This window comes from Haloferax sp. KTX1 (genome assembly GCF_902410085.1).
GTDB lineage: Archaea > Halobacteriota > Halobacteria > Halobacteriales > Haloferacaceae > Haloferax > Haloferax massiliensis.
The window spans coordinates 547664-574216 of the sequence record NZ_CABPRH010000001.1; the positions used below are offsets into that span (position 1 = coordinate 547664).

At 67.5% G+C, this 26553-nt stretch carries 31 protein-coding genes and 1 pseudogene; 19 read left to right on the forward strand and 13 right to left on the reverse strand.

Annotated features, from left to right (window positions below; translation table 11 throughout):
- Positions 1-88 precede the first annotated feature (88 nt).
- The 3 genes from FY251_RS02825 to FY251_RS02835 form a co-directional block, all read right to left on the reverse strand.
- Complete coding sequence (locus FY251_RS02825) at positions 89-997, reverse strand: mechanosensitive ion channel family protein (RefSeq protein ID WP_148413356.1); 909 nt, start codon at positions 995-997, stop codon at positions 89-91.
- Complete coding sequence (locus tag FY251_RS02830) at positions 994-1242, reverse strand: YhbY family RNA-binding protein (RefSeq protein WP_042666663.1); 249 nt, start codon at positions 1240-1242, stop codon at positions 994-996. The genes FY251_RS02825 and FY251_RS02830 overlap by 4 nt, the downstream gene beginning before the upstream one ends.
- A 111-nt stretch (positions 1243-1353) precedes the next feature.
- Positions 1354-1629: a ribonuclease P protein component 4 gene (locus FY251_RS02835; RefSeq protein WP_042666662.1), complete on the reverse strand. Its 276-nt coding sequence runs from the start codon at positions 1627-1629 to the stop codon at positions 1354-1356.
- Between the two features lie 109 nt (positions 1630-1738).
- Here FY251_RS02835 and FY251_RS02840 point away from each other — a divergent pair, with 109 nt between their 5' ends.
- Together FY251_RS02840 and FY251_RS02845 are read left to right on the forward strand one after the other, a co-directional pair.
- Positions 1739-2800: a glycosyltransferase family 4 protein gene (locus tag FY251_RS02840; protein ID WP_148413357.1), complete on the forward strand. Its 1062-nt coding sequence runs from the start codon at positions 1739-1741 to the stop codon at positions 2798-2800.
- 101 nt (positions 2801-2901) lie between these two features.
- Positions 2902-4008 (forward strand): glycosyltransferase family 4 protein, encoded by a 1107-nt coding sequence (locus FY251_RS02845; RefSeq protein ID WP_148413358.1) that lies wholly within the window; start codon positions 2902-2904, stop codon positions 4006-4008.
- Positions 4009-4035: 27 nt separating this feature from the next.
- Here the strand turns inward: FY251_RS02845 and FY251_RS22405 are convergent, their stop codons facing one another.
- The 3 genes from FY251_RS22405 to FY251_RS02860 form a co-directional block, all read right to left on the reverse strand.
- Positions 4036-4494: a hypothetical protein gene (locus FY251_RS22405; protein WP_187367322.1), complete on the reverse strand. Its 459-nt coding sequence runs from the start codon at positions 4492-4494 to the stop codon at positions 4036-4038.
- Between the two features lie 57 nt (positions 4495-4551).
- Positions 4552-5298, reverse strand: a complete 747-nt coding sequence (locus FY251_RS02855; RefSeq protein ID WP_148413359.1) for a DUF2797 domain-containing protein — start codon at positions 5296-5298, stop codon at positions 4552-4554.
- 124 nt (positions 5299-5422) lie between these two features.
- Positions 5423-6370 carry an NAD-dependent epimerase/dehydratase family protein gene (locus FY251_RS02860; protein ID WP_148413360.1) on the reverse strand — a complete coding sequence of 316 codons (948 nt, stop codon included), beginning with the start codon at positions 6368-6370 and terminating at the stop codon, positions 5423-5425.
- Positions 6371-6467: 97 nt separating this feature from the next.
- Between FY251_RS02860 and FY251_RS02865 the strand changes: the two genes are divergently transcribed.
- The 6 genes from FY251_RS02865 to FY251_RS02890 all read left to right on the forward strand — a co-directional run bounded on the left by FY251_RS02865 (position 6468) and on the right by FY251_RS02890 (position 11184).
- Entirely contained in the window at positions 6468-7010 is a 543-nt protein-coding gene (locus FY251_RS02865; RefSeq protein ID WP_148413361.1) for a tRNA (cytidine(56)-2'-O)-methyltransferase, read from the forward strand.
- Positions 7011-7094: 84 nt separating this feature from the next.
- Positions 7095-7625 carry a transcription factor gene (locus FY251_RS02870; protein WP_058567252.1) on the forward strand — a complete coding sequence of 177 codons (531 nt, stop codon included), beginning with the start codon at positions 7095-7097 and terminating at the stop codon, positions 7623-7625.
- A complete protein-coding gene (locus FY251_RS02875; RefSeq protein ID WP_148413362.1) occupies positions 7626-8303 on the forward strand; it encodes a DUF2110 family protein in 678 nt (225 codons plus the stop codon).
- 4 nt (positions 8304-8307) lie between these two features.
- Positions 8308-9063: a DUF5803 family protein gene (locus tag FY251_RS02880; RefSeq protein WP_148413363.1), complete on the forward strand. Its 756-nt coding sequence runs from the start codon at positions 8308-8310 to the stop codon at positions 9061-9063.
- 87 nt (positions 9064-9150) lie between these two features.
- Positions 9151-9846, forward strand: coding sequence for a molybdopterin-binding protein (locus FY251_RS02885; RefSeq protein WP_148413364.1), 696 nt, complete (start codon positions 9151-9153; stop codon positions 9844-9846).
- A 273-nt stretch (positions 9847-10119) separates the two neighbouring features.
- Positions 10120-11184, forward strand: a complete 1065-nt coding sequence (locus FY251_RS02890; RefSeq protein WP_148413365.1) for an ATP-NAD kinase family protein — start codon at positions 10120-10122, stop codon at positions 11182-11184.
- A 168-nt stretch (positions 11185-11352) separates the two neighbouring features.
- Here the strand turns inward: FY251_RS02890 and FY251_RS02895 are convergent, their stop codons facing one another.
- Entirely contained in the window at positions 11353-11727 is a 375-nt protein-coding gene (locus tag FY251_RS02895) for a carboxymuconolactone decarboxylase family protein (protein WP_187367337.1), read from the reverse strand.
- A gap of 318 nt (positions 11728-12045) precedes the next feature.
- On the opposite strand from FY251_RS02895, the gene FY251_RS02900 reads away from it, so the two are divergent.
- Positions 12046-13077, forward strand: coding sequence for a phosphate uptake regulator PhoU (locus tag FY251_RS02900; protein ID WP_004970831.1), 1032 nt, complete (start codon positions 12046-12048; stop codon positions 13075-13077).
- Positions 13078-13107: 30 nt separating this feature from the next.
- On the opposite strand, the gene FY251_RS02905 is transcribed toward FY251_RS02900, so the two are convergent.
- Positions 13108-13551, reverse strand: coding sequence for a hypothetical protein (locus FY251_RS02905; RefSeq protein WP_148413366.1), 444 nt, complete (start codon positions 13549-13551; stop codon positions 13108-13110).
- 174 nt (positions 13552-13725) lie between these two features.
- Entirely contained in the window at positions 13726-14874 is a 1149-nt protein-coding gene (locus FY251_RS02910) for an LEA type 2 family protein (protein WP_148413367.1), read from the reverse strand.
- Between the two features lie 152 nt (positions 14875-15026).
- On the opposite strand from FY251_RS02910, the gene FY251_RS02915 reads away from it, so the two are divergent.
- From FY251_RS02915 to FY251_RS02930, 4 genes are all read left to right on the forward strand, one after another.
- Positions 15027-15209 carry a hypothetical protein gene (locus tag FY251_RS02915; RefSeq protein WP_089778351.1) on the forward strand — a complete coding sequence of 61 codons (183 nt, stop codon included), beginning with the start codon at positions 15027-15029 and terminating at the stop codon, positions 15207-15209.
- Between the two features lie 61 nt (positions 15210-15270).
- Entirely contained in the window at positions 15271-15495 is a 225-nt protein-coding gene (locus tag FY251_RS02920) for a hypothetical protein (protein WP_089778348.1), read from the forward strand.
- A gap of 43 nt (positions 15496-15538) precedes the next feature.
- Positions 15539-15970: an SRPBCC family protein gene (locus FY251_RS02925; RefSeq protein ID WP_089778346.1), complete on the forward strand. Its 432-nt coding sequence runs from the start codon at positions 15539-15541 to the stop codon at positions 15968-15970.
- Positions 15971-16412: 442 nt separating this feature from the next.
- A complete protein-coding gene (locus FY251_RS02930) occupies positions 16413-16730 on the forward strand; it encodes a hypothetical protein (protein ID WP_148413368.1) in 318 nt (105 codons plus the stop codon).
- A 54-nt stretch (positions 16731-16784) separates the two neighbouring features.
- On the opposite strand, the gene FY251_RS02935 is transcribed toward FY251_RS02930, so the two are convergent.
- Positions 16785-18311, reverse strand: coding sequence for an aldehyde dehydrogenase family protein (locus tag FY251_RS02935; RefSeq protein WP_148413369.1), 1527 nt, complete (start codon positions 18309-18311; stop codon positions 16785-16787).
- Positions 18312-18443: 132 nt separating this feature from the next.
- Here FY251_RS02935 and FY251_RS02940 point away from each other — a divergent pair, with 132 nt between their 5' ends.
- Positions 18444-19163, forward strand: a complete 720-nt coding sequence (locus tag FY251_RS02940; protein ID WP_042663488.1) for a helix-turn-helix domain-containing protein — start codon at positions 18444-18446, stop codon at positions 19161-19163.
- A gap of 30 nt (positions 19164-19193) precedes the next feature.
- On the opposite strand, the gene FY251_RS02945 is transcribed toward FY251_RS02940, so the two are convergent.
- Positions 19194-20033 (reverse strand): proline dehydrogenase family protein, encoded by an 840-nt coding sequence (locus tag FY251_RS02945; RefSeq protein WP_148413370.1) that lies wholly within the window; start codon positions 20031-20033, stop codon positions 19194-19196.
- A 180-nt stretch (positions 20034-20213) separates the two neighbouring features.
- Here FY251_RS02945 and FY251_RS02950 point away from each other — a divergent pair.
- The 5 genes and pseudogenes from FY251_RS02950 to FY251_RS02970 all read left to right on the forward strand — a co-directional run bounded on the left by FY251_RS02950 (position 20214) and on the right by FY251_RS02970 (position 25178).
- A pseudogene (locus FY251_RS02950) lies at positions 20214-21526 on the forward strand (ABC transporter substrate-binding protein).
- Between the two features lie 52 nt (positions 21527-21578).
- Positions 21579-22520: a branched-chain amino acid ABC transporter permease gene (locus FY251_RS02955; protein ID WP_148413371.1), complete on the forward strand. Its 942-nt coding sequence runs from the start codon at positions 21579-21581 to the stop codon at positions 22518-22520.
- Positions 22517-23641 carry a branched-chain amino acid ABC transporter permease gene (locus FY251_RS02960; protein WP_148413372.1) on the forward strand — a complete coding sequence of 375 codons (1125 nt, stop codon included), beginning with the start codon at positions 22517-22519 and terminating at the stop codon, positions 23639-23641. The genes FY251_RS02955 and FY251_RS02960 overlap by 4 nt, the downstream gene beginning before the upstream one ends.
- The gene (locus tag FY251_RS02965; RefSeq protein WP_148413373.1) at positions 23638-24444 is read left to right on the forward strand and encodes an ABC transporter ATP-binding protein; all 807 of its coding nucleotides are present in this window, start codon (positions 23638-23640) and stop codon (positions 24442-24444) included. Before FY251_RS02960 ends, FY251_RS02965 begins: the two co-directional genes overlap by 4 nt.
- Positions 24441-25178, forward strand: a complete 738-nt coding sequence (locus FY251_RS02970) for an ABC transporter ATP-binding protein (RefSeq protein WP_148413374.1) — start codon at positions 24441-24443, stop codon at positions 25176-25178. Before FY251_RS02965 ends, FY251_RS02970 begins: the two co-directional genes overlap by 4 nt.
- Positions 25179-25235: 57 nt before the next feature.
- Here FY251_RS02970 and FY251_RS02975 read toward each other — a convergent pair whose 3' ends face one another.
- Positions 25236-26033, reverse strand: coding sequence for an RIO1 family regulatory kinase/ATPase (locus tag FY251_RS02975; RefSeq protein WP_148413375.1), 798 nt, complete (start codon positions 26031-26033; stop codon positions 25236-25238).
- A 39-nt stretch (positions 26034-26072) separates the two neighbouring features.
- Positions 26073-26510: a universal stress protein gene (locus tag FY251_RS02980; protein WP_148413376.1), complete on the reverse strand. Its 438-nt coding sequence runs from the start codon at positions 26508-26510 to the stop codon at positions 26073-26075.
- Positions 26511-26553 lie beyond the last annotated feature (43 nt).

The window sequence follows — 26553 nt, forward strand, 5'->3', positions numbered from 1 at the left end:
GCGTCTTCCCGGCGCTATCGGTCGGTGACAAAATGGGAGAATCGGTGTGTGAACCGTCCGGGACCGGTCCCGCGGTCGGCTCTGCGCTTCAGTCGTTGGACTGCGCGAGCTGCTCCACGCCCCCGACCGAGAGTTCGCCGCTGAGCGTGCGGTTCGGGTAGGGGAACTCGATTCCCGCGTCGTCGAACCGCTGTTTGACGGCCGTGACGTACTCGCCGCGGGTCTTGACGAAGTCGGCGCGGCTGGGGTCGGAAATCCAGATGCGCGACTTCAGGACGACCGCGGAGTCGCCGAGTTCGGTCAGTCTGACCGACGGCTCGGGCGTCGCCATGATGCCGTCGTGCTTTTCGGCCTCGTCGAGGATGATGTCGGTCGCCTGGTGGATGTCGTCGTCGTAACTGATGCCGAACGGCACCTGCAGGCGGAGTTTGTCCTTCGCGACGGGGTTCTTGATGACGCCGTCGGTGAGCTGCGAGTTCGGCACGGTGAGCAGTTCGTTGTCGAAGGTTCGAACGCGCGTCACGCGGAAGGAGATGTCCTCCACGACACCGGAGTTGCCGTCCCACTCGATCCAGTCGTTGATGCGGAACGGCTTGTCGGTGAAGATGAAGATGCCGGCGACGAAGTTGGCGATGACGTCCTGCATCGCGAAGCCGATTGCGAGCGTCGCGGCCGCGCCGATGGTCGCGAGCGACTGCAGGAAGTTGCCGAGCCCGGCGAAGCCGAAGCCGAAGCCGAGCGCGACGAACGCCACGACGAGGGTCCCGACCTTCATCAGGGGCTTTTTCGCGTGTTCCTCCGCGCCGCGCCGGTCGAGGACGCGGTTGAGAAGCGACGAGACGACGGCCTTGCCGACGATGTAGACGACGGCGAAGCCGAGGACGAACCCGAGAAGGGTCCCGAGCGTCTCCGGGTACGGAACGTTCTGCTGGGCGAGGAACCGACCGACTGCACCGCCGTCGCCCTGTAGTTGGAGCGGAAGCGCGAGTCCGGTCATCGATGGAAAACCGCTGTCTTCCCCCTCGTCTCTATCAGTTCCGCGTTCACCCGCTCGGCGAGGTCGGCGGCCGCCTCGTCGACCGTCGTGCCGCCGAGGGCGGCCCGGAGGAACTTCGCTTTCACGAGGTTCCGGTCGGCCAGCTGGTCGTTGAGTTCGCCGACCACCGCTTCGATTCCGCTCTTACCCACCCAGACGGTCACGTCGAGGTCGTGGGCCTCCTTTCGCAGCTCCTGCGTGTTCATGCGTGGCCTCCACTATGTGCCGGAGGGCTTCAATAGTAAGGCTTTGACGGCCGTTTGGTTGTCGTACACACGCGGGAACAAGCCGATTCTGCCGAAATCGCCGGCGGGCGGTCAGTACGGATAGCGTTTCGTCGCCCCGCAGTCGCATCTGACGACGACGTGACCGCCGGCGCGGGTCCGGACGCGGGCGTTGACGCCCGGGAGAAGGTAGGCGTCGCAGTCGTCGCAGGTGAACCGACGGAACGCCTTCGGGAGGCCGCAGCGGTTCCGCTCTGCGACCCGCCGGGCGAGGCGGACGTACTCGCGGGCGCGGTCGTGGTCGCGGTCGCTCGCCGCCTCGCGGGCGAGGTCGTGGAGTCGGTCGATGCGCTCCTCCGCGATGTTCATACACGTTCAGGCGAGCGGCCCGGACAAAGACGTTCCGAACCGCGACGCGGGACCGACAACGGGGGACCGAAGCCGGTACTGTGATACCCCGCCCCGAAAAACGGCGACTGTGCGCGTCCTGAACTACCTCGAATTCGCCTCGCAGCTCGACCGTAGCGGCATCGGCACCGCCACCGACCAGCAGCGGGCGGCCCTCGCCACGACCGACGTGGAGGTCGTCACCTCCCCGTGGCCCGAGTCGGTCGCCGCGGGTGCCGCGAGCCTCCTGCGGGGCGACGGGGTCGTCCGCGACTACGACGTGGCCCACTGCAACCTCATCGGCCCGGGCTCGCTCGCCGTGGCCAGACACGCCAACCGCAACGACATCCCGCTCGTCCTCCACTCGCACGTCACCCGCGAGGACTTCGCCGAGAGCTTCCGCGGGTCGACCGCGGTCGCCCCCGCCCTCGGGAGGTACCTCAAGTGGTTCTACTCGCAGGCCGACGTGGTGCTCTGTCCCTCCGAGTACACGAAGCGAACCCTCGAATCCTACCCGGTCGACGCGCCGATTCGCGCGATTTCGAACGGCGTCGACACCGACGCGCTCGACGGGTTCGAGGACCTCCGCGACGAGTACCGAGCGGAGTACGACCTCGACGGCATGACCGTCTTCACCGTCGGCAACGTCTTCGAGCGCAAGGGCCTGACGACGTTCTGCACGCTGGCGCAGGAGACCGACTACGACTTCGCGTGGTTCGGCCCCTACGACACCGGCCCGCACGCCTCGAAGAAGGTGCGGTACTGGGTCGAACACGCCCCGGAGAACGTCACGTTCACCGGCTGGATAGACGACGTCCGCGGCGCGTTCGGCGCGGGCGACGTCTACCTGTTCGCGACGAAAAACGAGAACCAGGGCATCGCGGTCCTCGAAGCGATGGCCTGCGGGAAGGCGGTCGTCCTCCGCGACATCCCGGTGTTCGAGGAGTTCTACACCCACGGCCACGACTGCCTGAAGTGTTCGACCGACGCGGAGTTCCGCCGGGCGCTCGACCTGCTCGCCCGCGACCCCGACCTCCGGCGGCGGCTCGGCGAGAACGCCCGCGAGACGGCCGCCGAACACAGCCTCGACCGCGTCGGCGACAGGCTCGTCGAGACGTACGAGGACGCGCTGTCCGGACGACTCGCCGACTGACTGGCGAGATAACCGGCCACCGGACGCAACAGGCACGGTAACACACAACATTCCTGCGAGAAGTCACAACGGTTTATCCTGTCGGGGTCGCACGAACGGCCATGCAGTCGGTCGCCGCGTTCACTGACACGTACTTGCCGACCGTCAACGGCGTCTCTTACACGATTCAGACGTGGCGGGAGCGGTGGGACCGCCGCGGCGGCCGCATGGACGTGGTGTTCCCGGCGGACGACGACTACGACCCCGAGCCGGGAGAGTTCGGCGTCCGAAGCCTCCCCTTCCCCTTCTACGAGGGAGTCCGCATCGGCGCGCCGCGGATTCCGAGGGCCGTCGACGACGTCGACGTCGTCCACGCTCACACCCCGTTCGGCCTCGGTCTGGCGGGGCTCCGGCTCGCCCGCCGGCGCGACCTCCCGCTCGTGGCGAGCTACCACACGCCGACCGGCGAGTACGCCGAGTATCTCAGCTCCGTCGGCGCTATCGAACGCGGCGTCGAACGCACCGCCGAGCGCTACGAGCGGTGGTTCTTCGACCGCGCCGACGCGGTCATCGTCCCCAGCGAGGACGCGGAGCGCCGCCTCGCCGACGAGGTCGGCGTCGAGTCCGAAATCGTCGTCCTCTCGAACGGCATCGACGTCGAGCGGTTCGAGCCCGCGGACGGGGCCGCGTTCCGCCGCCGCCACGAACTCGGCGACGGGCCGCTCATCGGCTACACGGGGCGACACGGCTACGAGAAGCGCCTCGACGAACTCGTCCGCGCCGCGGCCGACCTCGACGCGACGCTCGTCTTCGGCGGCGACGGCCCCGCCCGCGACCAGCTCGCCGCGCTCGCGGAGGACCTCGGCGTCGACGCCCGCTTTCTCGGGTTCCTCGAACGCGAGGAGCTGCCGGGGCTCTACTCCGCGCTCGACGTGTTCTGTTTCCCGAGCCCCGTCGAGACGCAGGGGCTCGTCGCGCTGGAGGCCAACGCCTGCGGGACGCCCGTCGTCGGCGTCAACGAGGGCGCGCTGGAGAACACCGTCCTCGACGGCGTGACCGGCTACCACTACGAGTCCGGGGATTTAGACGGCTTCCGCCGCGGGATTCGGCGGGCGCTCGCGGAGCGCGAGGAACTCAGCGCGCGGTGTCTCGACCGCCGCGACGAGGTGAGCGTCGACCGCTCGGTCGACCGGCTCGCGGCGCTCTACGAGCGAGTGGCGTCGGAATAAAACAACGAGACCGACTGCGAAACCGCGTCAGTCGCGGTCTTCGAGCGCGTCGGCGATGCGGCGCAGTTCGCGGTTCACGTCGCGGACCTCGTCGCGGAGCTGTCGGACCTCGCGGACGAGCTGTTCGTCGCTGCCGCTTCCCTGCTCGGGGTCGCGCGGGCCGCCGCCCATACTTCCGGGGCCGCCACCCATGCCGCCGGGACCGCCGCCGCCGCCCATGCCGCCGGGGCCGCCGCCGCCCATGCCGCCGGGGCCGCCGCCGCCCATCATGCCGCTCATCATCTGCGCGAAGGGGTTGCCGCCGCCGCCCATGCCGCCGGGGCCGCCGCCCATCATCTCTTCGGGGTCGGGTCGCTCGCCCTCTTCGCGCTCTTCCTCGCGGCGCTGTCGAATCTCTTCGACCCGCTCGCGGAACGACTTCTCCTCTTCGCCGTCGTCGCCCTCGTCGGGCGTCTGCGTCTCGTCTGCGGGTTCGTCGTCAGCCATGAGAGCGGATTGGCCGTCCTCCCGGAAAGTGCTGACGGTCTCTGAGAAGCGCGCCGCTTACCCGAACGCGCCGAGGCTCGACTGGAGGTCGCGGTCGGTCCCGCCGTCTTCGAGTTCGTGGCCGACGAGGTCGCGCATATCGACCGCGTAGGTCGTCCCGCGGTGGTCGAGGACGAGCACGCGCCCCTTCACGCCGCGGACGGTCCCCGTGACGACGGTTTCCGCGACCGGCGAGCCGTCGAGGCCGAGGCCGTAGTCGAACGCGAACGTCTCGATTGGGGCGAACTGAGCGAGGAGGTCGTCCCACGCCGCGGCGTCGACCGACCGGCCGAACCCCTCGATTTTGGTCGGGACGCGGATGCGGTCGGGAATCTCGGTCGCCAGTTCGGCCTCGTACTCGCGGGCGACGCGACCGTCGGAGAACGTCCGGACGTGGGCCGCGCGGTCCGCGCCCTGCTCGCGCAGGCGGGTGTCGAGCCGCCACTCGCGGGTGACGCCGACTTTGAACGTGTCGGGGGCGAACGCCGCGAGGTAGACCGCGTGGTCCTCGTAGCAGTCCATCTCGTCTTTCAGGCAGGTCCCCGTGCACTTCGCGCAGACCCACGTGTGGCGGTGGTCAGAACAGTACGGCGCGCGGTCGTTGTCGCAGGCGACGTGGCGGTCGTCGTGGACGGTGCCCGCGCAGTGGCGCTCGCCGAGGCGGTAGTCCAGTTCGGTGCCGGGGTCGAGCGCGACCGAGTCGACGCCGCCGCTCGCGCTCACGAACAGCGCGGGGGTTCCGGTATCGTAGCCGACGACCTGCACGCTTCGGGGTAGGGAGTCGCGGTAGAAAGGTGGCTCGCTCCGGGGCGGGCCGTCGGAGTCGCCCGGACGTCGGCCGCGGGTCACGGCCGTGGTCGCGGCTGTCGGCCGCGGCTACCGAGCGCCGTTATTCGTACTCGGCGCGAAGCTCCTCGGCGAGTTCCTCGGCGGCGCGGCGGACGGCCTCGTCGCTCGACCCGTCGGGCTCCCAGCCGAGCGCGGAGAGCTTCTCGATGGAGAGGCGCATCTTCGGCACGTCGCCGGTCCAGCCGCGGTCGCCGCCGGTGTACTCGAACTCGGGGTCGAGGTCCAGCACGTCGGCGACGATGTTCGCGATGGTCGTCACGGAGGTGGTCGTCCGCGTGCCGAGGTTGTAGACGTTGTAGTCGCGGTCGGCGTGCTCGACGACGTGGCACATCGCGTCGATGCAGTCCTCGACGTGGAGGTAGGACTTCTCCTGGCGGCCGTCGCCGAGGATTTCGAGCGTCTCGGGGTCTTCGAGGAGCTTCTCGATGAAGTCCGGGATGACGTTGCCGCGCTGGTTCGGGCCGACGATGTTGGCGAAGCGGTACATGTAGACCGTGAAGTCGTAGGAGTGGGCGAACGTCGAAAGCAGGCCCTCGTCGGCGAGTTTGGAGGAGCCGTAGATGCTGATGGGTTCGAGGGGGGCGTAGTCCTCGGGGGTCGGCCGCGGGGCCTCGCCGTAGATGGTCGACGAGGAGGTGAAGGCGATGTTCGACACGCCGACCTCCTGCATCCGTTCGAGGACGTTGTAGGTCATCTCGGTGTTCTCCTCGAACAGCTGTCGGGGGTTGCCGTAGTTCGTGTCCGTGTAGGCCGCGAAGTGGAAGACGATGTCGAGGTCGTCGGTGACGGCCTCGGCGACGTCGTCGGCGTCGGTCATGTCGGCCCGTACGAACTCGACGCCCTCGGGGACCCGCTCGCGGTTCCCCTTCGAGAGGTCGTCGGCGACGACGACGTGGTTATCCTCTGAGAGGCGCGCGGCGAGGTGAGAGCCGACGAGTCCTGCGCCCCCGGTCACGAGGACGCGCTTGTCGGAGAGTTCCAGCGACATGTGTCAGATGATTCGACCGAGTGATAAGTCCGTTTCCCCTCCGCCCCGCCGCCCGCGTTCCGAAAGCGCCACTTGCCCCCGCCGTCTTCGGAGAGACATGCACAACGAACCCGAAGTCGCCGTCCTCCGGTACGGACACCGACCGGGGCGCGACGACCGGATGACGACGCACGTCGGCCTGACGGCCCGCGCGCTCGGCGCGGACCGGGTCATCCTCCCGGACAACGCCGGCCACTCGATGGAGACGGTCGAGGACATCACGGGCCGGTTCGGCGGCCCCTTCGAGGTCGAACTCACCGAGGCGCTCAACGGCGTCATCCGCAACTGGGAGGGCACGGTCGTCCACCTCACGATGTACGGTGAGCGCGTTCAGGACGTGGAGGAAGACATCCGCGAGGCGCACGCCGAGGACCCGCTTCTCGTCGTCGTCGGCGGGGAGAAGGTCCCCTTCGAGGTGTACGAGGGAGCCGACTGGAACGTCGGCGTCACGAACCAGCCGCACTCCGAGGTGGCGGGGCTCGCGGTGTTCCTCGACCGCCTGTTCGACGGGCGCGAACTCGACCGCGAGTGGGAGGACGCCGAAAACCGGGTGGTTCCGATGGCGACGGGCAAGAAAGTCGTCCCGGCCGACGAGGAGTAATCGGCGCGTCGGCGCGCCCGCTGGCGGTTCTCCGCTGCCCGGGAGTAATAAGACTTAATGGCGTTCCTGACGCCATTTCGCACAATGGCTTTTGAGGAGTTACTGAACGACCCTGTTATCCAGAAGTACCTCCACGAGTTGGTCGGACCAACCGGGATGCCGGTCGCGGCGGCACCCCCGGACGGCGAGGTCACCGACGAGGAACTCGCCGAGGAGCTGCGGCTGGAACTCAACGACGTGCGCCGCGCGCTGTTTATCCTCTACGAGAACGACCTCGCGTCGTACCGTCGCGTCCGCGACGAGGACTCCGGCTGGCTCACCTACCTCTGGACCTTCCACTACGAGAACATCCCCGAGAACCTCGAAGAGGAGATGTACCGCCTCCTCGACGCGCTCGAAGAGCGCCTCGACTACGAGCGCGACCACGAGTTCTACCTCTCGGAACCCGCCGGCATCCGCTTCGAGTTCTCCGAGGCGATGGAGCACGGCTTCCAGTGCCCCGAGACGGGCGCGCCGCTCGAACCGATGGACAACGACGACCTCGTCGACGCGATGGAGCGACGCATCGAGGAGCTCCGCGACGAGCTCAACGTCGAAGTGACGGGGACGAACTGAATGGTCGTTCTCGCAACGAAGTGCTACATCGACGGCGACGCCCGCGAGCGGGCGCTCGACAGCCTCACCTCGCTCGTCGCCAACGACATCGGCGACCTCGACGTGGAGTACGACATCGGCGTCCGCGACGACGGCTTCATCTCCGTGACGGTCTCCGGCGACGACGAGACGGTCGCGCGCAACGTCCTCCGCGAGGAGTGGGGCGAAGTCACGCCGCACCTCTCGGCAGGCGAGACCTACGTCGGCACGCTCGAACACTGGGACGACGACGGCTTCGTCCTCGACGCCGGCATCGAGGTGCGCATCCCGACCGAGGAACTCGGCCTCGGCCGCGGCTCCGCGACCCAGATTCGCGACCGCTTCGGCCTCGTCCAGCACATGCCGCTGACGTTCGTCTACGGCGGCGACGAGGGCCCCTCGCGGCTGGCCGACGAGCAGGTCGACCGCCTCTACGACTGGACCCGCGGGAGCGGTCGCGTCAACGTCAACAGCGCGACCCGCGGCGAGGTCCGCGCGACGGTCAACCGCGCCGGCCACGCGAAGGACATCGTGACCGTCGAGCGCCTCGGCCTCCTCGAACAGAGCATCGTCTGCCGGGACGAGACCGACCCGCCGGGCCTCCTCGCGAGCATCGGCTCGTACCTCCCGTCGGAGCTGAAGTGCGTCATCGGCCAGTAAGACGATGAACAGGCGACTCCTCGTCGGTATCGCCGCGCTCGCCCTCCTCCTCGTGACCGCCGGGTGTCTCGGCGGCACCTCCAGCGTCTCGAACGACCGCCTCGACGCCGCGCCCGACGGCGACTACGCGTGGACCGCCGATGCCGACGCGCACATCACCGTTCAGGACAACGGCCGGTTCCGCGCCGTATACGACGTGAACAGCTCCTCGGTCGAACTCTACCGGTTCGACGGCTTCGGCAGTCGGACGCCGCTTTCGGTCGAGGCGGTCCGCTACCGCTACGAAAACGGGACCGTCGTCAACGGGACCGAACTGAAGGCCCGCGGCGGCGACGTGACGCAGAACGACCGCATCACGAACGTCACCCTCCCCGCGGACGCCGGGACCGAGGGGAAAATCGCGTTCAGTTCGACCTCGACGCCGAAGCGGTTCTCGCTTCCCGTCTTCGTCGAGGGGAGCTACGAGGTCGTCCTCCCCGCGGACCGCCGCGTCGACTTCCCGATATTCGGCTCGGTCCAGCCGTCGGGCTACGACACCGAGGTCGTCGACGACCGGCTTCACATCCGGTGGGAGGAAGTGACGGAGGGGAACGTCGTCGTGCAGTTCTATCTCCAGCGCGACCTCGGCATCTTCGCGGCCGTCGCGGCCGTGTCGGTGCTCGTCGGCGGCGCGGGGATACTCTACTACCGCCGGCAGATTCAGGCGCTCCGCGACCGCCGACAGGAACTCGGCTTGGACGTCGAAGACGACGACCGCTGAGGGACGCCCGACGGACGCGGCGTCGGTCGGCCGACTCGGTTCGCCGGTGTGAACGCTTTTTTGCCTTACAGCCCGCTACCTCGGAGTATGCAAGTCGCCGTGGTCACCGTCGGGGACGAACTCCTCGCCGGCGACACCGTCAACACGAACGCCGCGTGGCTCTGCGAGGAACTGACAGCGCGGGGCGTCTCCGTCGAGCGCGTGACGACGGTCCCCGACCGCGTCGCCGACATCGCCCGCGTGGTCAACGAGTACCACGCCGAGTACGACGCCGTCGTCGTCACCGGCGGGCTGGGTCCGACCCACGACGACGTGACGATGGAGGGCGTCGCGGCCGCGTTCGGGCGCGCGCTGGAGCGCAACGCCGACGCCGAGGAGTGGCTGGAGGCCAACGGCGGCTACTCCGCGGCCGACCTCGTGGAGGGGACGACCGACCTCCCCGCGAGGTCACGGATGCTCCCGAACGACGAGGGCGTCGCGCCCGGCGCGGTCGTCGGCTCGGTGTACGTGCTCCCCGGCGTCCCCGGCGAGATGAAAGCCATGTTCGCCCGGGTCGCCGACGAGTTCGCCGGCGAGCGGACTCACGTCCGGTTCGTCCACACGTCGGAGCCGGAGAGTTCGCTCATCGAGCGGTTCGAGGCCGTCCAATCGGCGTTCGACGTGACCGTCGGGAGCTACCCCGGCGACCACGTCAGAATCAAACTCGCCGGGGCCGACGAGGAGGCGGTCGAATCGGCGGCCGCGTGGCTCGAAGCGCGCGTGGAGCCGTACGAAGAAGCGTAGGACCGACGGTCAGCGCTGGAGGTACCAGAGCCACCCGGCGGTCATGAGAATCCCCACGAGAAGCACGGTCGCGGCCGTCTCCGAGGTCGGCAACACCTGCTCGCTGGCTGATAGCGGAATCATAGGTGACAGTTCCGGCGTCCGGTTCTTAAACGGTGAGGTTCTGGCGACAGTTGTCGCGGCGTGTCCGTCCGAGAATCTGCGGGGGCGCGGCCCAGTCGTCCCCCGCCGACTACCGCGTCGTTTTTCCCCCGGGCGCGGGTTCGTTCAGTCATGCGAATCGGTGTCGTCGTCAACCCCGTCGCGGGGATGGGCGGCCGGGTCGGCCTGAAGGGAACCGACGGGAAAGTCGCGGAGGCCAGAGCGCGCGGCGCGGAGCCGCGGTCGCCAGGGCGGGCGCGACGGGCGCTCGCCCGGCTCTTCGAGGCCGCCCCCGAGGCGGAACTGCTCGCGTGGGGCGGCGAGATGGGTGCGGCGGCCGCCCGAGACGCCGGCTTCGACCCCGAGGTGCTCGGCGAGCCGTCCGGCGACGAGACGAGCGCCGCCGACACTATCGCCGCCGTCGAGGCGTTCGTCGCCGCCGACGCGGACCTCGTGTTGTTCGTCGGCGGCGACGGCACCGCGGCGGACGTGGCCGAGGCGCTCGACGGGACCGACGTGCCGATGCTCGGCGTCCCCGCGGGCGTGAAGGTCTACTCCTCCGTTTTCGCCGTCTCGCCCGAGGACGCGGCCCACGTCGTCACGTCGTTCGAGCGGACCGAGGCCCGCGAGGTCATGGACATCGACGAGGACGACTACCGCGCCGGCGAGGTCAGGCCGGAGCTTCGTGCGGTCGCGCGCGTCCCCGTCGCCGAGGACCTCCAGTCGTCGAAACAGACCGGCGGCGGCACGGTCGAGGCGCTCGCCGCGGGGGTCGCAGACGACATCCGGGCGACGACGGGCGTCACGTACGTCCTCGGCCCCGGCAGCACCGTCGGCGCGGTGAAAGCCGAGTTAGGTATCGACGGGTCGCCGCTCGGCGTCGACGTCTACCGCGACGGCGAGGTGCTCGCCCGCGACGCGACGGAGGCCGACATCCTCGATACCCTCGGCGAGGAGAACGTCATCGTCGTCACGCCCATCGGCGGACAGGGCTTCGTCTTCGGCCGCGGCAACCCGCAACTCTCCCCGGCGGTGATTCGCCGCTGTGACGTGTCGGTCGTCGCCTCGCGGTCGAAGCTCGACGCGATTCCGGTCCTCCGGGTCGACACCGACGACCCCGACCTCGACGCCGACCTCCGCGGGTGGACGAAAGTCCGGGTGGGCCGCGTCGAACGCCGGATGATGAAAATCGAGTGAGCGGCGCTGGCGAAGCCGCTGCCGGGGGTCGAAGTCGGTCGCTGGATCGCGCGGAGAGCGGGCGGGAATCGGTCGCGTCCGATTCGGTGACCGGCTCGAACCGGAGCGCCAGCGGAAAATAATCGAGCGGGAGGACGCGAGCGGGAGGACGCCCCCTCGGCTGTCTCGTCAGTCGTCCGCGGCCGCCTGCTGCTCCATGATGTGCTCGACGATTTCGTCCGTTTCGGTTCTGAACTCGTCGAGGTCGGTCTCGTTCCCGTGGAGAATCGTCGAGAAGTACTTCGTGTCGGCGGCGAGGTTGACGGTCTCTTTGAGTTCCGCGTCCGCGACGCCGCTCAACCGCGCCTCCTCCGTGTGGAAGTAGGTGCAGTACGGACAGTTAATCGCGGCCGCGACGGCGACCCCGATGAGCGCCTTCTCTCGCGCGGCCAACTCGGTGTCGGTCCCCAAATTGAGGTCGCGGAAGAGTCCCCAACTGTGTTCGCTCGCCGGTTCCGCCAAGTTCTCCATCCAACTCGGGACCTGGCCGAGCATTCCCTCCATCTCTTGTCGTGTGGCTGTCGATACCATAGTTGCCCCTTCACCTCCGGGATTCTCTGCGTTAGGAGGCGATTATTGTATGGATTCGACGTCGTAAAGTTATGAACCGATTGGATATGTGTAATCTGCTCGTATCGACGACGTTCTGCAGAAATTCGCGGTTAATACGCCGGTCTACGGGACGGTTCTGTCCCCCCACTCGAAGCCGGAGGACGTGGATGATTTAATATTTTGAATCGTGTGCAATGGAACCCACTATCCATTATTCACAGAGGGTGTAATATAGTGAGATTTAAGGTCATTGGATGGGTTCTGACTGCCATGGAAACCCGGAAAGTCCAGCGTCTCGGTCCCTCCACGCTGGCGATGACGCTTCCAGCGGAGTGGGCCAAGGAACACAACGTCGAGAAGGGCGACGAGGTGACCATTCGGACGAGCGGTAAGGGAACGCTGACCGTTCTCCCCGAGTCGGTCAACACCGAGGATTCGAAGGCGACGATTCGCGCCGACAGTCTGAACGCGGAGGCGCTCGAACGCGCCATCGTGGCGCAGTACGTCCTCGGGCGGCGCGTCATCCACATCGAGAAAAGCGAGGGCGCGCTCGATTCGGACCACATCAACGCCGTCTACAAGGCCGAGACCCAGCTCATGGGCCTCGGCGTCATCGAGGAGACGCCCGAGCGAATCGCGATTCGCTGTTCGGTCGACGCGGAGGACTTCACCCTCGACAACCTGCTCGAACGACTCGAAAACACGGGCAGCACGATGCGCGGCGAGGCCGTCAAGGCGCTCGCCCACGGCAACCCCGACCTCGCCCAGCGGGCGCTCAACCGCGAGCGGCAGGCGAACAAGATTTTCGTCCTCCTGCTTCGACTCATCTTCACGTCCTACCAGAACCCCAACCTCGCGCGGGCGGTCGGTCTCGACTCCGGCTTCCCGCTCATCGGCTACCGCTCGGTGGCGAAGAACCTCGAACTGACCGCCGACAACGCCGAGGACATCGCCAACATCGTCATGGACGCCGAGGGCCACACCATCGACGTCGACCAGTCGACGATGCGGCGCATCCGCGAGTTCACGGACCACGTCGACGAGATTACGACGACCGCGGTGCGGGCCGTCGTCGAGCGCGACTACGACCTCACAATCGAGTGCCGAGAGCTGTTCCGCGAGATTAGCGACCGCGAGCGCGACATCCTCAACGACCTCCCGGAGATGGAAAACCAGAAGCTCCTCCAGATTCGCGAGGTGCTGGTGAGCCTCCAGCAGACCGCGCAGTACGCGATGCGGAACGCCGAAATCGCGTCGAACCTCGCGCTCAACGAGGAGTCGGACCACGTCACGATAGACTGAGAAACCGAAAAGCGGCCGCGGCCGTCGCGCTCAGTCGGCGATGACTTCCATCGCCTCGCCGTTTTCGGTCTCGGACGACTCTTTTTCGCCCGTCAGCGGGTTCCGACTGGCGATGCGGCAGTCGAATCCGGGATGCTCGCCGAAGTGCCGGAGTATCATGTGGCGGCGCGACCCGGTGATGCCGGTGCGGCCGATGTCCTCGGCGGTAAAGCGCTCGGGCAGGCGGTCGTACAGGCGGCGCAGTTCGTCGAAACTGGCGAACACCTTCGCGTTGCCGGTGGAGTCCGCGCCGCGGCGGGAGACGACGTAACTGCCGTCCCGGCGGTACTCGCCGGCCGTGCGGAAGAACTCCCGTTTCTCGGTCAGCGCCGAACCGATGGCCTCCTGCAGGTCGGCGGCGGCGTCTCGGGACAGTTCACAGGACTGGTCGCCAAAGGAGACGACGATGGTTTCGTCGTCGCTCTCGACGGACACAGGGTTCTCATTACGGGAGAAGAACTCGATCAGGAGCGTGGGTACTCCGTGTCATATCCTCGACTATCGCAGCCGACGGTAAAGAGTTGTCGGCTCAGTCAGGATTCACCGACGATTCTTCGGTAGTCCCGGCGGTCGAACGGCGAACCGACTCCGGCCCGCGGGGCGGGACCGCTACAGGAGGCCGTCGTCGGTGGTCGTGGTCTCGCCGTCCGTCGCGGTCGTCGTCGCGGTGTCGGTCGCAGTCGCGGTCATCGTCTCCCCCGTCGCCGCGGTCGTCGCAGTCTCTGTCGCAGTCTCGGTCGCGGTCGCCGGTTCCGCGGTCGTCTCGGTCGCCGTCGTTTCGTCCGTCGTCTCTCCTCCGCCGGACGCCGCCTTGTTCCCGAAGATGTCCGTCTCGAACGTCTTCTCGTAGGTCAGCGGGTCGAGGGGGACGCGGAGGGTCGTGCCGCCGGCGTCGAGGTTCGCGTAGAAGTCGATGCGCAGGTCGGTCGTCTGGTCGCGTTCGAGGTGCGAGACCCACCACTCGTCGAGCCTGTCGTTTTCGATGTGGGTCGTCGCCTCGATGGTCTCCGTCGACCGCGGGGAGATGACGTACTCGGAGTTCGTCGTCCCCTCGCCGACGTCCACGTCGTTCATGGAGATGTCGTAGCCGAGTTCGGAGACCGCAATCGGGTACGGCTTGGGGTTGTGGACGACGAACGTGAGTTCGAGCGCCGTGCGCTCGCCCGTGGACTCGCCCCACTCGGCGCTCGTCTCGTTGACGTACAAGACGGGGTCGGAGACGACCGGCGACTCCGCGTTTATCTCGCGGGTTTCGGTGGAGTTGAACGCCGACAGCAGGTCGGTGTCGATGCTCCGGGATATCTCGGGCGCTTCGAACGTCCGGCCGAGCGTCTCAGATGTGACGGTGGCGTCCACGGCGAGGTCGGTGTGTTCGCCGTTCCGGATGTGCGAGACCCACCACTCGGGGATGCGCTCGTTTTCGAGCGTCGTCCGGAGCGGGACCGCCGTGGTCCCCCGTCCGATAGCGACGCCGCCTTTCTCCCCCGTCGCCATCTGAATGCCGTTCATCTCGACGCCGTAGTCGACTTCGAGCCCCGAGAGGTTCGCCGACAGCGGGTTGGGGTTCGAGACGTACAGGTCGGTGTCGATGACGGTCGCCGTCTCGTTGACGCCGGCGAACCGATTGTCGACTCGGTCGACGCTCGGCGCGCCGATGACGCCGGCCGCGAACGCCCCGCCGACGCCGGCCGCGACGACCACCAGCGCGACGAGTGCGATACGGAGTCTGCCGCCGAGCAGCGCGGATCTCAGTCCCATCGTTGTTGACACACGAGACTGGTGGTACATATGTCGAACGACTGAGCGCGACGCGGCCCTGAGGGCGCTCCCACACGTCTCGGCCCTCGTCACGTCGCCCCACGACAGGCGGTGTCGAATGAACTAAGTGCGCACCCGCGAAGGTCGGAAACATGGAAACCAAGACGGTGCAATCCGACAAGTCCATCGGCTTTGCGGCGTTGTTCGGCGTGCTCACGCTCGTCGGCGCAGGGCTGATGGTCGCCGGACCGGACCAGTTGACGAAGGCGCTCGGATTTATGCTGGCGATTATCGCGGCCTCGCTCGCCGTCTCCGGCGCGCATCTGTTCCAGTAGCTATCAACGTTGAGGAACACGGGTAACCGTTAATAACGCCCATTCCCTAGACGGTCCGAGGATGACTGAGTACACCGACGAGGAACAACGCATTCTCGCCTATCTCCGCGACAGCGTCAGCCGCGGAGAGAGCTATTTCCGGGCGAAGAACATCGCGGAAGCCATCGGTCTCACCGCGAAGCAGGTCGGGTCCCGCCTGCCGCGGCTGGCCGAGAAGTCCGAGGACGTCGAAATCGAGAAGTGGGGACGCGCCCGCTCGACGACGTGGCGCGTCACCCGAAGCTGAGGCGATTCCACGGCTTTTTACTGTGGAGGTGTGATGGTATCCCATGACCGTCCGCGTGAAACGAACGTTCGTGTTCGACGCTCCCGGCGAGCGCGTCTGGGAGTTCATCGCCGACCCGGCCAAGCGAGCGGGGGCTATCAGCGTCGTCGACCGCTTCGACGTGGCCGACGACGGCCGCCACGCGACGTGGTATCTCGAACTCCCGATTCCGCTCGTCCGCTCGACGGTGACCGTCGAGACCGAGGACATCGAGGTCGACGAGCCGACGCACGTGAAGTTCGTCGGCAAGTCGCGGGTGATGCGGGTGACGGGCGAACACACCATCGAGGAACGCGACGGCGGGAGTCGACTCGTCAACGAGTTCACCGTCGACGGCCGCCTGCCGGGCGTCGAGGCGTTCTTCGAGCGCAACCTCGACCGCGAACTCGACAACCTCGAATCGGCGCTCCGGCGCGAGTTCGAAGCGACCGCCTGAGGCCGGCGACGGTTTCGTTGGTCCGCGCTCGTCGCCCCCGCGGCCCGGAGTTCGAGACGGGCGAGAACCGTGGGTTCACGGGGTATGCGAACGGGTGTTGCGGTGGGTTTATACATCGTGGCTCCTAAGCGAAAGTCGCCGACGCAATAGGCGCTTTTCTCGCCAGTCGTCGGCGACTCCACATCCGCCGCACCCGCCGCAACGTTTCGGGGTCCGTTGCGGCATCCGAAACGACGTGGCCACGTCGTTTCGCGCTCCCAAGCCCGGTGGGAGCGCACTCCCCTCGTCTCACTTCGCCAACTGGTGACACGAGATTCGGCGGGAGGCGAATTCGCCTCCGCCTTTTGACGACCGCTTCGCTCCGAGCCGCGCCGCTATCGAGCCGCGACGCACACTCGTCTCAGAGCGCACGCTTCTTTCCCCCGGGGCCCGTGGAGCCACCATGACCGAGACGATTCGAGGTGACGTGCTGCACGCCATCCCGCCGGACGAACTCGACGACGAGGAGCTGTCGCCCGAACTCCGGGCGCTGGCGGAGTCGCGGCACGTCCTCGTCGTCCGGAAGGGCGGCCACCCCTCGATGCTCGACCTCGTCTGGGCGTTCGTCCGCCGCGACCCAATCGAGGCGGTGACCGTCGTGACCGACCGCCCGGCCGAGGAGGACGAAACGGTGACGCTGACCGTCGAGGAGACGGACATGCCCGGCGTCTACGTCGCGGCCGGCGCTCACGGCGAGGCGGAGTCGGTCGTCGGGCACTGAAAGAGCGACAGAAGAAAGCGGGACGAGTGCGGGGCCGCGGCGCGGTGTCGGACCTTACTCGTCTCGTTTGGTCTTGATGTCCGCGGAGAGTCCCTGTGCCATCCGAATCTCCTTGGAGTTGTTGAGCGTCCACGCGGTGCGCTCGGTGACGGCCTCGATGATTTCGCGGGCCGAGGGGTAGCCGTTGCCGGACTTCTTCACGCCGCCGAACGGGAGGTGGACCTCCGCGCCGATACACGGGAGGTTGCCGTAGGCGAGGCCGACCTCGGCGTGGTCGCGGAAGTAGTTGATCTGGCGGTAGTCCTCGGAGATGACCGCGCCGGCCAGCCCGTAGTCGGTGTCGTTCTGAATCTCGACGGCGTCCTCGATGTCGCCGGAGTACTTCAGCAGGGCGACGTGGGGGCCGAAGACCTCCTCGTGGGTGCATCGGAGGTCGTCGTGGGGGTCGGCCTCGTAGACGAACGGCCCGACCCAGTGGCCGTCCTCGTGGCCCTCGGGAATCTCGTCGGCGTCGAGTTCCGTGCGGTCGACGAGGACGTTCACGCCCTCCTTTTTCGCGAGTTCGTTGTACTTCGTGACCTTCTCCGTGTGGCCCGCCTCGATGAGCGGCCCCATGAAGGTGTCCTCGCGGAGCGGGTCGCCGACGGAGACGTTTTTCGCGTTCTCGACGAAGCGCTCCTTGAACTCGTCGTAGACGTCCTCGTGGACGACGATGCGCTCGGAGGAGACACAGCGCTGGCCGGTGGTCTTGAACGACGACATCGTCGCGGAGTGGACCGCGATGTCGAGGTCCGCCTTCTCGGTGATGACGACGTTGTTCTTGCCGCCCATCTCGCACGCGGCGAGCTTGCCGGGCTGTTGGGCCACCTTGCTCGCGACCTCGTGGCCGACCTCGGCGGAGCCGGTGAACAGCACGGAGTCGACGCGCTCGTCGTCGACGATGCTCGCGCCGGCGTCGCCGAAGCCCTGGACCATGTTGAACACGCCGTCGGGGATGCCGGCGTCCTCGAACATCTCGGCGATGATCTGGCCGCACCACGGCGTCTGTTCGGCGGGCTTCCAGACGACGGTGTTGCCCTCGACGAGCGCGACGGCCATGTGCCAGAAGGGGATGGCGACCGGGAAGTTCCACGGAGTGATACAGCCGACGACGCCGCGGGGTTTACGGCGCATGTAGGCGTCTTTCGCGGGAATCTCGGAGGGAATCACGTCGCCTTTGGGGTGGCGGGCGTCGCCCGCGGCCCACTCGACCATGTGGTACGCCTCGATGACGTCGGCGCGCCCCTCGGAGATCTCCTTGCCGCACTCCTTGGTCACGACCTCCGCGAGTTCCTCCGTGCGGTCGCGCAGTTCGTGGTAGATGTCCCAGAGGTACTCCGCGCGGTCGATGTGCGAGAGTTCGCGCCACTCCTCGTAGGCCGCGTCGGCCGCGGCGGCCGCCGCGTCGATGTCCTCGGGCGTGCCGCGTCGGAACGTCCCCAGCGACTCGCCCGTCGCGGGGTTCGTGCTCTCGAACGTCTCGTCGCCGGTTCCGTCCGTCCACTCGCCGTCGATATAGTGCCGATATTCGTCCTGCGCCATATGATTCTAGAGTCACAACTAGGATTAATAACCCCGGACCCTCCCATGGAAGGGGTCGCTCGGCGAGTCGACGGTGGCGTCGCCCCGCGCGACCACAGATAACATCTTACGTAACGCCGTGCTACCCGCTGTATGAGCGAGCGCACGGCAGGTGAAGGCACGCGCCTCACGCTCGACCTGTGGCATCCGAACTGTTGGGCGATCGAATCGACGAGCGAGTACGACGGCGGCATCCTCGCGCACGCCATCTACGACGCCCCCACCGCGGGCGTCGAGCGGTCGAACGGGCTTTTCACCGCCTACGGCGAGTCGCTCGACGAGGTCGAGACGCTCCTCGACGTCATCGCCGACTCGGACCTCACGGGCGAGGTGTTGGAACTCCAGGAGCGGTTCGACTCCCGCGGGAAGCACGTCGCCCCCGGCCCGGTCGCCCGCGAATTCTTCCTTGAGTACGACCCGAGCGACATGATGTGCCCGGAACTGCTCAAACACGGGTTCGTCCACAGCGCACCCACGCAGATAGAAAACGGCCGCGAGCGGTGGGAGGTCTGGTTCGCCGGCGCGCGCGAGGAGATACAGCCGCGCATCCAGACCGTCATGGACGAGACCGGCGCGGAGATTCGCGTCGCCTCCATCTCCACGTCCGAGGGGGCGGAACCGGAGCGCAGTCGGCGACTCGACACGCTCACCCGGAGCCAGCGGCAGGCGTTCGAGCTCGCGCGCGAAGAAGGGTACTACCGCTGGCCCCGCGAGGTGTCGACCCGCGAACTCGCCGCCGAGATGGACATCTCGAAGACGACGCTCCTCGAACACCTGCGCAAGGCGGAATCGAAACTGCTCGACCCGCAGTAGCGCGGGCCGAATCGAGGGACCGGTCCCGGCTCAGACGCCGGCGACGGCGCGGAGCGCGAACAGCGCGTTCGACTTCCGCTCGCGGACCCGCCGGTAGAAGTAGGAGAACCACTTGTCCCCGTAGGGGACGTACTGCCACGTCTCGATGCCGGCGGCCGCGAGGTCGCGCTGGCCGTCCTCGCGCACGCCCATGAGCATCTGCACCTCGTAGGGCGTCCCGTACCGCTCGTGGAGGTGGCGGGCGTGCGCGATCATGTGCGGGTCGTGACTGCCGACCGCGACGCCGTCGTCGAACTCGGTGAACATCTGTTCGAGGAGGTCCCTGTACACCTCGTCGACCTTCGACTTCTCCTTGTACGCGATGGACGCGGGCTCGTTGTACGCGCCCTTGACGAGGCGGACTTTCCCCGGCACGTCGGCGAGGCGTTCGAGGTCGTCGGGCGTCCGTTTGAGGTTCGCCTGCACGCAGACGCCGACGTTCCCGCCCGTCCGATGGCCGAGGTCGTCGACGGCGTCGAGGGTCACGTCGGTCGTCTCGTGGTCCTCCATGTCGACCCAGACGAACACGCCCTCGGCGTCCGCGGCGTCGACGATGCGGTCGAGGTTCTCCCGGAACGCGCGGTCGCCGACGTCGAGGCCGATCTGCGAGGGCTTCACCGAGACGCAGCCGTCGAGGTCCGTCGCGCCGAGTTGGCGGACGAGGTCGACGTACGCGTCGGCGTCGGCGTCGGCGTTCGCCCGGTCGGAGTAGTGCTCGCCGAGCAGGTTCAGTATCCCCGCGATGCCGTCTCGGTTCAGCGACTCGACGTGCGAGACCGCCCCGTCGGCCGTCTCACCCGCCACGAAGTTGTTCGCGATGGGGGGTATCACGCCCGGCTATTGTGAGACACGTACCCTAAAGAGCGACCCTACCAAATCATTCGTGAAGATGTCTGTGAAATAATCCGGGGAGCCTCGTTTCGTCCGACGAATTTCCGACCCCCGACCATGGGCGGTTACAGGTATATTTACGATAATTGGAGTGGTTTGCATGTTATGTCATCCCACGACATGGGCCGCAGAACGCTACTGAAACTATCGGGACTCGCGCTCGTCGGAGCGACCGCCGGCTGTCTCGAAAGCGAAGAAGACGGCACGACGACCACGACTACCGAGGAAAGCGGCGGTGGCGGCGGCGGTGGCGAGGAGACGACCACGACTACCGAGGAAAGCGGCGGTGGCGGCGAGTCGTACACCATCGGGATGGTCGACTCGCTCACCGGGTCGCTCGCGCCGTACGGCGAGCGCAACACCCGCGCCGCGAACTCGCGCTGGCCGCCGTCAACGAGGTCGGGATCGGCTCCGAGGGGGCGTCGCTGAACATCTCCGTCGAGGACGACGAGAGTACGAACCAGGGTGGCGTCAACGGCGCACAGAAACTCGTCAACCAAGACGGCGTGCCGCTCCTCATCGGCTCCGTCGGCTCCGGCGTCTCCATCGCCATCCACGACAGCGTCACGCAGGAGGCGGGCGTCGTTCAAATCAGCCAGAACAGCACGAGCCCCGAACTCACGACGCGCCCGGAACTGCTCCGCATGAGCCCCTCGGGGGCGGCGAAGGGGCAGGCGCTCGCCGGCCTCGTCAGCGACGACGGTCACGACACCGTCGCCGTCACGTGGATCAACAACGACTACGGGACGGGACTGTCAGACGTGTTCGCCGAGACGTTCGAGTCCGAACTCGGCGGCACGGTCGCCTACAACGAACCCCACGACCAGGGCCAGTCGTCGTACAGCGGCATCCTCACCGAGATGGCGTCGACGGACGCCTCGGCGTGGATTTTCCTCACCTATGCGAACGAGTACACCGTCATGGTCAACGAGGGGTTCGACCAGGGCTACAACACCGCGGTGGACTACTACGGCGCGGAGTCCACCGTCGCCGACTCCATCATCGAGAACACGCCCGCGGGCAGCATGGACGGCATGAAGGGCATCACCGAGAGCGCCCCGCAGGACCAAGAGAACTACCAGAACTTCGTCGCCGCGTTCGAGGAGAACTACGACGCGACGCCGACGGTCTGGTCGGCGTACGCCTACGACGCCGTCACGGTGGCGGCGCTCGCCATCGAGGCGGCCGACGAGTTCTCCGGCGAGGCGCTGTCGGCCGTCGTCCGCGACGTGACCCGCCCCGAGGGCGAGGAGGTCTTCAACTTCGAGGAGGCCGCGGCCGTCCTGCGCGACGGCGGCTCGCCGAGCGACATCAACTATCAGGGCGTCAGCGGCCCGGTCGACCTCGACGAGAACGGCGACCCGCCGGGCTACTACCAGATTTACAGCGTCGAGGACCACGAGTACGTCTTCGGCGACTACATCACGAGCTAACTATGCACGCACGGAACGGACGGCGAACGACCAACGGGAGGGTTCCGGAGCCGTGATACCGCTCCAAGTCAGCCCCTTCCAGTACGTCGCCAACGGCGTGGTGTTTTCGAGCATTATCGTCCTCGCGGCCATCGGGCTGTCGCTCGTCTACAGCATCGCGGACTTCGCCAACTTCGCCCACGGCGACCTCATGACCGTCGGGGCGTTCTCTGCGCTGTTCTCGGTCGGCTTCCTCCGACCGATGCTGGGCGACGCGGGCGTGTTCGGCCTGCCGCTTTGGTTCTTCCTCGCCCTCGCGTTCGGCATGGGGGCGGCAGCGGTCATCTCCGTCGTCACCGACCGCGTCGTCTATCGCCCGGTGAAGGGAAGCGGCTCTATCGGGCTTCTCATCTCCAGTATCGGCGTCGCGCTCGTCTATCGGGCGCTCGTCTTCCTGTCGTTCGGAACCGAGCCCGAGCGCTACGGCGTCCCGAGACAGGGGCCGATTCCGTGGGTCCGCGAGTCGCTCGGCATCGCGGTCACGCCGCGCAATCTCGTCGTCGTGGCGCTCACCGTCGTCCTCGTGACGGCGCTGCACCTGACGCTGACGCGGACGACCCTCGGCCGGAAGATGCGCGCGACCGCGGACAACGCGGACCTCGCGCGGGTCAGCGGGATTCGAACCACCGAGGTAATCTTCGCAATGTGGCTCATCGGCGGCGCGCTCGCCGCGGCCGGCGGCGTCTTCCTCGGACTGGAGGAACTCGTCCGCCCGCGCATGGGCTTCGACATCCTGCTCATCGTCTTCGCCGCGGTCATCCTCGGCGGCATCGGCTCCGTCTACGGCGCGATGCTCGGCGGCCTCGTCATCGGGATGGTCCACGAGCTCGTTCCGCTGTTCTACCAGTGGGGGATCAGCCCGGTCGGCTCGCAGTACGCCGCGGCCGTCGCGTTCGTCATCATGGTCGCCATCCTGCTCGTTCGCCCGAGCGGAATCGCGGGTGATAGCGGATGAGCGCCGTCTCCTCGTGGGTGAGCGAGACGCTCGTCCGCGACGCGACCGAGCGGCGCATCTTCGCCACGCTCGGACTCGTCACCGTGTTGCTCGTCGTCGGCGTCTTCGTCGGCGTCATCGGCCCGCGGTTCCTCCTGTTCCAAATCGCGCTCGTCGGGATGTACGCCCTGCTGTCGCTCGGACTCAACGTCCAGTGGGGCTACGCCGGGCTCATCAACTTCTCCGTCGCGGCGTTCTGGGGAATCGGAGCCTACTGCGCCGCGCTGTTGACCGCGCCGAACTCCCCGCTCGGACTCGGGCTCCACCCGGTGTTCGGGTTCCTCGCGGCAATCGTCGTGAGCGCGTTCATCGCGGTGCTCATCGGCATCCCGACGCTCCGCCTGCGCGAGGACTACCTCGCCATCGCCAGTCTCGGGCTGGCCGAGGTCATCCGCGCCATCATCCTCAACGAGCGCCGGTGGACCGCCGGGTCGAGCGGTATCAGCGGCATCCCGAACCTCATGTCGTGGCTGCCGCTGACCGACGCCGCGACGACGGCCGCAATCGTGGTCTTCCTCATCGCGGTCGTCTACCTGTTCCTCCGGCGCGTCCACCGGTCGCCGTGGGGGCGCGTCCTCCGGACCATCCGGTCCGACGAGGACCTCGCGAAGGCGCTCGGCAAGGACACCTACCGGTTCAAGATGCAGGCGTTCGTCATCGGCTCGGTCATCATGGCCGTCGCCGGGGCGTTCTACGCGCACCTGAACCTCTACATCGACCCCTCCGACCTCGTCCCCCTGACGACGTTCTACATCTGGATCGCCGTCATCCTCGGCGGGACCGGGTCGAACCGCGGGGCTGTCGTCGGCGCGGCCGTCGTCATCGCCATCCGCGAGGGGACCCGCTTCCTCAACGACATCGGCTTCATCCAGACGCTCGGCGTCGATTTGGCCCCGCTTCGACTGCTGTTCGTCGGCGGGCTCATCATCCTCATCATGCGCTTCCGACAGGACGGACTCCTTCCCCCGAAGGACGAACTCATCTGGCCGGCGGCGCGTGACGGAAGCGGTGCCGGCGGCGCGTCACCGTCGGGTGCCGCCTCCGACGGCGGGACCGCCTCGAACGGGGGTGACGACCGATGAACGACGACGCGTACGAGGGCGCGCACCTCGGGAAAGACGACGTGGTCCTGCAGACGACCGACCTGGAGAAGGCGTTCGGCGGCCTCGTCGCCACCGACGGCGTCTCCATCGAGGTCGAACGCGGGACCATCACCGGGATGATCGGACCGAACGGCGCGGGCAAGTCCACGCTGTTCAACCTCATCTCCGGCTTCTACGACAACGACGCCGGTCACGTCACCGTCAACGGCGAGGACGTGACCAGCCTCGAACCGCACGAGCGCGCCCGAAAGGGGCTCGTTCGGACCTTCCAGACGCCCCGGCGGCTGGAGGGGATGTCCGTCCGCGAGGCGATGCTCGTCGGCCCCGGCCCGCAGAAAGGCGAGTCCGTCTTCTCGCTTTTCCTCTCCGGCTCCGACGTGACCGAAGAGGAGCGGGCGAACATCGAACAGACGCGAGAGCTGCTCGAACGGTTCGAAATCGGGCATCTCATCGACCAGCCGTCGACCGACCTCTCCGGCGGGCAGATGAAGCTCGTCGAGCTCGCGCGGGCGTTCACGACGGACCCCGACATCCTGCTTTTGGACGAGCCGGTCGCCGGCGTCAACCCGACGCTCGCGAACGACATCAAGCGGTTCATCCGCGAACTCAACGAGGAGGGACAGACCTTCCTCATCATCGAACACGACATGCCCTTTATCATGGACCTCGCAGACCCCATCATCGTTCTCGACCAAGGGAAGGTGCTCATGGAGGGCCCGCCGGACGAAGTCCGCTCCGACGACCGCGTCATCGAGGCGTACCTCGGGGGGGCGGGGCCGTGACCGACCGCGCACTCGACGTCGCCGACGTCGACAGCGGCTACGGCGAGGTGCAGGTGCTCCGCGACCTGACGCTCCACCTCGAATCGGACGAAATCGTCTGCATCATCGGGCCGAACGGCGCGGGGAAGTCGACCGTCCTCAAGACGGTGTTCGGCCTCCTCAAGCCGTGGACCGGCACGGTCGAACTCGGCGGACGGGACATCACCGGCGAGGAGCCGGAGGACCTCGTCCGCGTCGGGATGGGCTACGTCCCGCAGGTGGACAACGTCTTTTCCTCTCTCACCATCGACGAGAACCTCAGGATGGGCGGCGTCGCCCGCTCGGAGGGCCTGCAGGCCCGCATCGACGAGCTGTACGACCAGTTCACGATTCTCGACGAGAAGCGCTCGGCGAAGGCGCGGACGCTCTCGGGCGGCCAGCGGCAGGTGCTCGCGTTCGCCCGCGCGCTCGTGATGGAGCCCGAAGTGCTTCTCATCGACGAACCGTCGGCGGGCCTCGCGCCCAACATCGTCCAGTCGGTGTTCGAGGACGTGAAGAAGGTGAACGAACTCGGGACGGCGGTCCTGATGGTCGAGCAGAACGCCCGCGAGGGGCTCGGTATCTCCGACCGCGGCTACGTCCTCGACCAGGGGACCGTCGCCTACGAGGGCGACGCCGACGGCCTCCTCGACGACCCCGAAGTCTCGCGGCTCTACATGGGCGGCGCGGACTACGAGGGCGTCGAGGGCGAGTAGCGCGGTTCGCGCCCCGCGTCCCGGCGTTTTTCGTTCTGTTTTCGCGGGGCCCGACGACTACGCCGCGTGTTTCTCGATTTCGCCCTTGAGCGCCGCGGCGTCGAAGTCGTGGTCGGGTCGGATGTTGACGAAGTCGAGGAAGTCGACGGCGTCCAACAGCGCGTCGACCTCGTAGGAGTCGAGCGCCGCGGCGACGGCCCGCTTGGGGCCGACGAGCGGTTCGAGCGCGGCCAGCCCGCACGCGAGGTCGTACGCGCGGGCGTCGCGCATCCCCTCGTCGTTGACGTTCGTCGCGTCGATGAAGTAGATACCGTCCTCGCGGACGAGGACGTTCTCGGCTCTGAGGTCGCCGTGGGCGAGGTGGTTGTCGTGCATCTCCGCGAGCGCCGCGAACAGCTCTGGCGCGAGCCGTTCGACCTCCTCCCGCGGGGCGGTGTCGAGGGTGTGGAAGTTCGGCAGGTATTCGAGGACGAGCACGCCGAGGCCGTCCACCTCGAACGCCTCGACCGGCGCGGGCGCCTGCAGGCCGATGTCGCGGAGTCGCTTCGTGGCTTCGAGTTCGTGTTCGGCCATCTCCAGCGGCGTCCCGAAGTGGCCGAAGAATCCCTCGGTCCCGCTGGAGAACGCGCCGAGGTTCCGCCCGGTGGTGAAGACGGCGTGGACGAGCGAGTTCTGTTTGGAGATGACTTTCACGAACCACTCGTCGTCGACGACCATCGGGGTCGAAAGCCAGTTGTCCGCCTCAAGAAATCGGATGTGGAGGCTGTCGCGGTCGTATCGCCGGGCGAGTTCGCGGGCGACCGTCTCCAGACGCGGCCACCCGAGGCGGCCGCGGACGAGCCGACGGAGGTCCATGCACCCCCGTAAGACGAGGGGCGGCTTAACCTCGTGGGCCTACGCCGACTCCTGTCGGACGGTCAACACGGGCGCGTCGGAGCCGCGGACGACGCGCTCGGCGACGCTCCCGATGAGGTAGCGGTCGATACCGCTCCGGCCGTGGGTGCCCATCACGACGAGGTCGGCGTCCCGCTCGTCGGCGTGGCGGATAATCTCGCTCGCGGGCGTCCCCTCGGTGACGACGGTTTCGACCTCGACGCCGGCCTCGCGGGCCCGCTCGGCGACGCGGTCCAACACCTGTTCGCCGCTTTCGAGGAGCGCCTCGCGGACCCGTTCGACCGAGAGCGCGGGCGCGGCGTAGCCGACCTCGCGCACGTCCGCGACGTAGAGCGCGACGAGCGTCGCGTCGTAGGTTCGGGCGTGTTCGAGCGCGTGGTCCAAGGCGGCGTCCGCGCAGTCGCTTCCGTCGGTCGGAAAGAGGACGTGCGAGTACATACGAAAACCTCGGACCGTGGGGCAGAAAGACCCGGACGCCCAT

What these genes read in the sequence shown, in the direction of transcription:
- FY251_RS02860 (WP_148413360.1), bottom strand. Translation starts at nt 6,370, where the DNA reads ATGTCGCTGGAACTCTCCGACAAGCGCGTCCTCGTGACCGGGGGCGCA.
- FY251_RS02930 (WP_148413368.1), top strand. Translation starts at nt 16,413, where the DNA reads ATGACCGAGACGATTCGAGGTGACGTGCTGCACGCCATCCCGCCGGAC.
- FY251_RS02835 (WP_042666662.1), bottom strand. Translation starts at nt 1,629, where the DNA reads ATGAACATCGCGGAGGAGCGCATCGACCGACTCCACGACCTCGCCCGC.
- FY251_RS02885 (WP_148413364.1), top strand. Translation starts at nt 9,151, where the DNA reads ATGCAAGTCGCCGTGGTCACCGTCGGGGACGAACTCCTCGCCGGCGAC.
- FY251_RS02895 (WP_187367337.1), bottom strand. Translation starts at nt 11,727, where the DNA reads ATGGAGGGAATGCTCGGCCAGGTCCCGAGTTGGATGGAGAACTTGGCG.
- FY251_RS22405 (WP_187367322.1), bottom strand. Translation starts at nt 4,494, where the DNA reads ATGGCTGACGACGAACCCGCAGACGAGACGCAGACGCCCGACGAGGGC.
- FY251_RS02965 (WP_148413373.1), top strand. Translation starts at nt 23,638, where the DNA reads ATGAACGACGACGCGTACGAGGGCGCGCACCTCGGGAAAGACGACGTG.
- FY251_RS02890 (WP_148413365.1), top strand. Translation starts at nt 10,120, where the DNA reads ATGCGAATCGGTGTCGTCGTCAACCCCGTCGCGGGGATGGGCGGCCGG.
- FY251_RS02825 (WP_148413356.1), bottom strand. Translation starts at nt 997, where the DNA reads ATGACCGGACTCGCGCTTCCGCTCCAACTACAGGGCGACGGCGGTGCA.
- FY251_RS02925 (WP_089778346.1), top strand. Translation starts at nt 15,539, where the DNA reads ATGACCGTCCGCGTGAAACGAACGTTCGTGTTCGACGCTCCCGGCGAG.
- FY251_RS02900 (WP_004970831.1), top strand. Translation starts at nt 12,046, where the DNA reads ATGGAAACCCGGAAAGTCCAGCGTCTCGGTCCCTCCACGCTGGCGATG.
- FY251_RS02845 (WP_148413358.1), top strand. Translation starts at nt 2,902, where the DNA reads ATGCAGTCGGTCGCCGCGTTCACTGACACGTACTTGCCGACCGTCAAC.
- FY251_RS02920 (WP_089778348.1), top strand. Translation starts at nt 15,271, where the DNA reads ATGACTGAGTACACCGACGAGGAACAACGCATTCTCGCCTATCTCCGC.
- FY251_RS02940 (WP_042663488.1), top strand. Translation starts at nt 18,444, where the DNA reads ATGAGCGAGCGCACGGCAGGTGAAGGCACGCGCCTCACGCTCGACCTG.
- FY251_RS02910 (WP_148413367.1), bottom strand. Translation starts at nt 14,874, where the DNA reads ATGGGACTGAGATCCGCGCTGCTCGGCGGCAGACTCCGTATCGCACTC.
- FY251_RS02980 (WP_148413376.1), bottom strand. Translation starts at nt 26,510, where the DNA reads ATGTACTCGCACGTCCTCTTTCCGACCGACGGAAGCGACTGCGCGGAC.
- FY251_RS02875 (WP_148413362.1), top strand. Translation starts at nt 7,626, where the DNA reads ATGGTCGTTCTCGCAACGAAGTGCTACATCGACGGCGACGCCCGCGAG.
- FY251_RS02830 (WP_042666663.1), bottom strand. Translation starts at nt 1,242, where the DNA reads ATGAACACGCAGGAGCTGCGAAAGGAGGCCCACGACCTCGACGTGACC.
- FY251_RS02960 (WP_148413372.1), top strand. Translation starts at nt 22,517, where the DNA reads ATGAGCGCCGTCTCCTCGTGGGTGAGCGAGACGCTCGTCCGCGACGCG.
- FY251_RS02935 (WP_148413369.1), bottom strand. Translation starts at nt 18,311, where the DNA reads ATGGCGCAGGACGAATATCGGCACTATATCGACGGCGAGTGGACGGAC.
- FY251_RS02915 (WP_089778351.1), top strand. Translation starts at nt 15,027, where the DNA reads ATGGAAACCAAGACGGTGCAATCCGACAAGTCCATCGGCTTTGCGGCG.
- FY251_RS02880 (WP_148413363.1), top strand. Translation starts at nt 8,308, where the DNA reads ATGAACAGGCGACTCCTCGTCGGTATCGCCGCGCTCGCCCTCCTCCTC.
- FY251_RS02865 (WP_148413361.1), top strand. Translation starts at nt 6,468, where the DNA reads ATGCACAACGAACCCGAAGTCGCCGTCCTCCGGTACGGACACCGACCG.
- FY251_RS02870 (WP_058567252.1), top strand. Translation starts at nt 7,095, where the DNA reads ATGGCTTTTGAGGAGTTACTGAACGACCCTGTTATCCAGAAGTACCTC.
- FY251_RS02975 (WP_148413375.1), bottom strand. Translation starts at nt 26,033, where the DNA reads ATGGACCTCCGTCGGCTCGTCCGCGGCCGCCTCGGGTGGCCGCGTCTG.